This window comes from Clavibacter sp. MX14-G9D (assembly GCF_032917815.1).
Lineage (GTDB): Bacteria > Actinomycetota > Actinomycetes > Actinomycetales > Microbacteriaceae > Clavibacter > Clavibacter michiganensis_K.
The window spans coordinates 1-4,962 of record NZ_JAVCVL010000197.1 but is presented as its reverse complement, the minus strand read 5'-3'; the positions used below and the strand labels follow the sequence as shown (position 1 = coordinate 4,962).

Annotated in this window: 3 protein-coding genes; 1 reads left to right on the top strand and 2 read right to left on the bottom strand. The window is 75.4% G+C overall.

The window, feature by feature from the left end; all coding sequences use genetic code 11:
- Positions 1 to 24: 24 nt before the first annotated feature.
- On the bottom strand, positions 25 to 453 hold the full coding sequence (locus Q6969_RS12910) for a low molecular weight phosphatase family protein (RefSeq protein WP_317230795.1): 429 nt from the start codon (positions 451 to 453) through the stop codon (positions 25 to 27).
- A gap of 195 nt (positions 454 to 648) precedes the next feature.
- On the opposite strand from Q6969_RS12910, the gene Q6969_RS12905 reads away from it, so the two are divergent.
- Complete coding sequence (locus Q6969_RS12905) at positions 649 to 1,788, top strand: glutathione-independent formaldehyde dehydrogenase (protein WP_317230794.1); 1,140 nt, start codon at positions 649 to 651, stop codon at positions 1,786 to 1,788.
- A gap of 58 nt (positions 1,789 to 1,846) precedes the next feature.
- On the opposite strand, the gene Q6969_RS12900 is transcribed toward Q6969_RS12905, so the two are convergent.
- A complete protein-coding gene (locus tag Q6969_RS12900) occupies positions 1,847 to 4,594 on the bottom strand; it encodes a sialate O-acetylesterase (RefSeq protein WP_317230793.1) in 2,748 nt (915 codons plus the stop codon).
- Positions 4,595 to 4,962 lie beyond the last annotated feature (368 nt).

The window sequence follows — 4,962 nt, the reverse complement described above, 5'->3', positions numbered from 1 at the left end:
GCGCCGGCCGGCGCGCGTCGGGGCCTAGCCCGCGGCGGCCCCTCCGCCGAGCCGCGCGCGCAGCTCCTCGACGCGGGCGCGGATGTCGTCGCGCACGAGCCGCATGCGCTCCATGCCCTCGATGCCGCGCTCGGACGGCTCGTCCGTGATCCACGTCTCGACCGCGACGCCCTGGTCGCCGGCCACGTGCGCCTCCGCGCCGAGCACGACCACCAGGTCGGCGGCCCGCACCATGTCGTCCGTGAGCGGCTTCGGGTGCTCGTCGCCCACCTCGATGCCGAGCTCCGCGAGCGACTCCACGGCGAGGGCGTTCAGCGAGGTGCCCGGATCGGTCCCGGCCGACGCCACGTGCACGGCGTCCCCCGCCGCGTGCCGGAGGAGGGCCGCCGCGAGCTGCGACTTGCCGCCGTTGCGGGCGCAGACGAACACGACGTGCGGGAGCGGGTGCGGCATGGATCCTCCGGGACTGAGCGGGGCGGGACGCGACGGGACGGGACGCGACGTGTCCGTCCGCGGACCGCGGACGGCGTCCGCCGGACGCCTCCCATAGTCGCATCCCGGCACCCGGGTCCAGCCCCCTGCACGGATCCGGGTCCCCATCCGCACCGGAGTCGGCTGGACGTCCACCCACCACGAAGGAGGACCACCATGAAGGCCGTCGTCTACAAGGGACCGTTCGACGTCGCGGTCGAGGAGGTGCCGGATCCCACGATCCAGGGCCCGCTCGACGCGATCATCCGCATCACGAGCGCCAACATCTGCGGCTCCGACCTGCACCCCTACGAGGGCCGGGTCGAGTTCGAGTCCGGCATGGTGTTCGGCCACGAGAACATGGGCGTCGTCGAGGCCGTCGGCGCCGGGGTCGACCGCATCAGGGTCGGCGACCGGGTCTCCGTCCCGTTCAACCTCGCCTGCGGCACGTGCCGCAACTGCACCACGGGCTCCACCTCCGCGTGCCTGCGCGCCAACCCGTCCGGTCAACCCGGCGCCGGCTTCGGCTACCCCGCGATGGGTCCGTACTGGGGCGGCCAGGCCGAGCTGCTCCGCGTCCCGTGGGCCGACTTCAACCTGCTCGAGCTCCCCGAGGGCACCGAGCACGAGCTCGACTTGACGATGCTGTCCGACATCTTCCCCACCGGATACCACGGCACGGAGCTCGCGAAGGTCACGCCGGGCAAGACCGTCGCGATCTTCGGCGCCGGACCCGTGGGCCTCATGGCGGCGCACAGCGCCATGATCCGGGGCGCCTCCCAGGTCTTCGTCGTCGACTACCAGGAGGACCGCCTGGCCCTGGCCGAGGAGTTCGGCGCCACCGCGATCGACTTCTCGAAGGTCGACGTGACCGAGGCCATCACCGACCTGACGGACGGCTTCGGCGTCGACAGCGGGGTCGAGGCCGTCGGCTACCAGGCGCACGACCACACCGGCGAGGAGCACCCCGAGATGGTGCTCGACGCCCTGGTCTCCGTCGTGCGGGCCACCGGCGCGATCGGCGTCGTGGGCGTCTACAACCCGTCGGACCCCGAGGGCGCCACCGAGGAGGCGAAGCAGGGCCGGGTCGCGTTCGACTTCGGCACCGCGTTCACCAAGGGCATCAGCATCGGCACCGGTCAGTGCCCGGTGAAGAGGTACAACCGGGAGCTCCGCGACCTCATCATCCGGGGGCGCGCGACGCCCGGCCGCATCGTCTCGCACGAGCTCCCGCTCGACGACGCGGTCGACGCCTTCGACCGGTTCGACAAGCGGGTCGACGGGTACACGAAGGTCGTCCTGCACCCCGCGGCCTGATGCGGCGCCGGGTGCGGCAGCGAACCCGCCGCACCCGGCACCACGGCCGTCGCGGCCGCTACCTCGAGATCTGCACCGCTCCCGTCGCCCGCTGGTAGGCGGCGAAGTACTTGTCGCCCATCGCCCTGGCCCCGGCCGCGGTGTAGTGGATGGAGTCCTCGACCCTGCTGTGGCCGGCCGCGCCGGGGACGTACGACACGTTCGACCGCAGCGCCGGCATCCCCTGCTGCGCCGTGTCGATCGCCTGCCGCAGCGGCGAGGCGCTCAGCCACTCGGGCACCATGCCGCCGATGAGGAACGGCACCTCGCCGTAGCGCGCACCCAGCCGGTCGACGAGGTCGAGCAGCATCCCCTGGTACCCGGCGGCGTCCGTGCGCGTCGCGTCGGACTCGCCCTGCGCCCAGACGACCGCGACGAGGCGGTTGTCGGGATCCTGCGCGAGGGCCTGGTCGATCTGCCCGAGCGCGCGCGTGAAGAGGTTCACGCGCGACCTCGTGTCGGCGGGGTTCCAGGCGTAGGAGCCGTCACCCGTCATGCTCGTCGACGCCATCGCGGCCGGCACGATGAGCACCTTCCGGCCCGGGCGCGCGTCGGCGAGCAGCCGGCGGCCGAGCTGCATCCCGGGTCCGACGGACTGCACGCCGCCCGTGGTCGTCCATGTGGTCACGTGGCTGAGCGAGTCCTTGGCGGGCACGATCTGGCCCGCCCGCGTGCCGCTCCCGGCCAGCTGGTCGAGCCCGGGCACGCTCACGTCGACGGCCGGGTCCCAGCCGGTGCCGACGCCCTGCGCGTTGGACTGGCCGAGCACCACGACGACGTCGTAGCCCTCCCCGGTGGACTCCACGGTGCGGGCGGCCGACGTGCGCGACGTCGGCGCGGAGCCCGCGGCGCTTCCGGTGACGGTGACGGTGACCTGCGACCCCGCGTCGCGCGGCGCCGGCACGTACGTCGCCGCGGTGCGGCCGGGCACCACGACCCCGTTGCGCTTCCAGACGTAGGTCAGCGTCGTGGCGGCGGGCGTCCACGCGGCCGTCTCGGCCGTGAGCGTGGACCCGACGGACGCGGTCCCCGTGATCGCGGGAGCGGGCGCCGCGGCGAACGGCTCGTCGCCGGGCGCGGGAACGGGCTGCGCGGGCGGCACGTCGAACGCGTCGACGACCACCGCGGTGGGCTCGCTCGTGCGGCTCGCGCCCTGGTAGCCCGTGCGCGTCCCGGTGACGGTCACGGTGATCCGGGTGCCCGCGTCCGCCCGACGCACGGCGTAGGCGGCGTCGGTCGCGCCGAGCACGGCCACGCCGTCGCGGGCCCAGCTGTACGAGTACGCGGTCGCCTCGGGCGTCCAGGCGGGCGTCTGCGCGCGGAGCGCTCCCCCGGCGACGGCCGTCCCCTGGATCTCCGGAGCGGGGGTCGCCTCGAACGGCAGCGCCGGCGCGGGCGGCGGCGGCGGGACGGGCGTCGCGAGCACCGGGGTCCCGGGGCTCGTCCGCGTCTCGGTGACGTAGCCCGCCTTGGTGCCCGTCACGGCGACGGCGATGCTCGTGCCGACGTCGCCCGCGACGACCCGGTACGCCGGTCCGGTCTGGTCCGGGATGGGGACGCCGTCGCGGAGCCACTGGTACGCGAACGACGGCCACGGCGCCCAGGTGCCGGCCTTGACGGTGAGCGTGTAGTCGACGAGGCCGATGCCCGTCATCGACGGGTCCGGGGCGGCCTCGAAGGCCACGTCGGGGACGGGCTCCGGCTCGGGCTCCGGTGCGGGCGGCGGCGGCGCGACCTCCGGCAGCGGCACGAGGAGGCCCGCGCTGTCGAGGGACTGCGTGACGTATCCGGCCTTCGTCCCGGTGACGGTCACGGCGATCGTCGTTCCCTGGTCGCCCTCCTGCACGCGGTAGGTGACGGCGGTCTGGTCGGGAATGGCGACGCCGTCGCGGGTCCACCGGTAGGAGAACGCCGGCCACGGCGTCCAGACGCCGGCGCGGGCGGACAGCGTGAAGCCGACCTGGGCGGTCCCGGCGATGGTGGGCGTCGACGCGACGGGGTACGGCACGTCGGCGGGCGGCGGGGTGGGCTCCGGCGCGGGCGCGGTGGGCGCCGGGGTCGGCGTGCTCGCGGCGGGCACCGGCAGCTCCGTGCTGGTGAGGGAGCGCGTCGCGTACCCGGCCTTCGTGCCGGTCACGGTGACGGCGATCGCCGTCCCCGCGTCGGCGTCCGTCACCCGGTAGGTCACGCCCGTCTGCCCGCCGATGGGCATGCCGTCCCGGGTCCAGGAGTAGGAGAACGCCGGCCAGGGCGTCCACGTGCCGGCGCGGGCGGTCAGCGTGAAGCCGACCTGCGGGGTGCCCGCGACGGTCGGTCGCGGAGCGGCGGTGAAGGCCGCGACGACGGGCACGGGGACGGCCGCGGTGGGGGCGCTCGTCTGCGTGGTGGGCTCGTGGCCGGACCGGCTGCCCGTGACGGCGACCGTGACGACCGCCCCCGCATCGGCCGCGCGGACCGTGTAGGCCGTGCTCGTCTGGCCGGTCACCGGCACGCCGTCGACGAGCCAGGCGTACCGGATCGTGGTCGCCGCGGGGGTCCAGCGGGCGGTGGTCGCCGTGAGGCGCTGCCCGACGACGGCCGTGCCGGCGATGACGGGAGCGGGCGTCGCGGTGAACGGCGCGAGCGCGGCGGTGGCCTGCAGGATCCGCATCATCGACGCGGCGCTGGGCGTGCCGGCGCCCTCGTCGGGCGCCACGACGACGCGCGTCGGGCCGGTCGCGGCCGCGGACGCCTCGGCGGCCGGCTGGACGGCGACCAGCAGCGACACCCCGAGGCTGAGCCCCGTGACGGCGGCGACGAGACGTGCGCGCGCGGACGACGTGCGCGCCGGCCGGGCGCAGGCGCGACGGACGGCAGAGTGGTGCTCCCCCAATGTGATCCCCCCAGATCGTCGAGGCCGGATTCGCCTCGTGTGGAAATGGTTGCACACGCACGGGGTGCGGAGTGACGCCTGTCCAGCCGGCACCGCACTCCAGCCGCGCCCCGGCCCCCCGCGGGCCCTGCACCGCACAGCTCGCGCCCGGCACCGACCCCTACCCTGGCCGTGACCTGCCCCGCCGCCGGATCCGCCCGGATCCGCCCCCGCCCCGGAAGGCCCCCATGACGAACGCCCCGCATCCCGACGCCGCCCGCCCC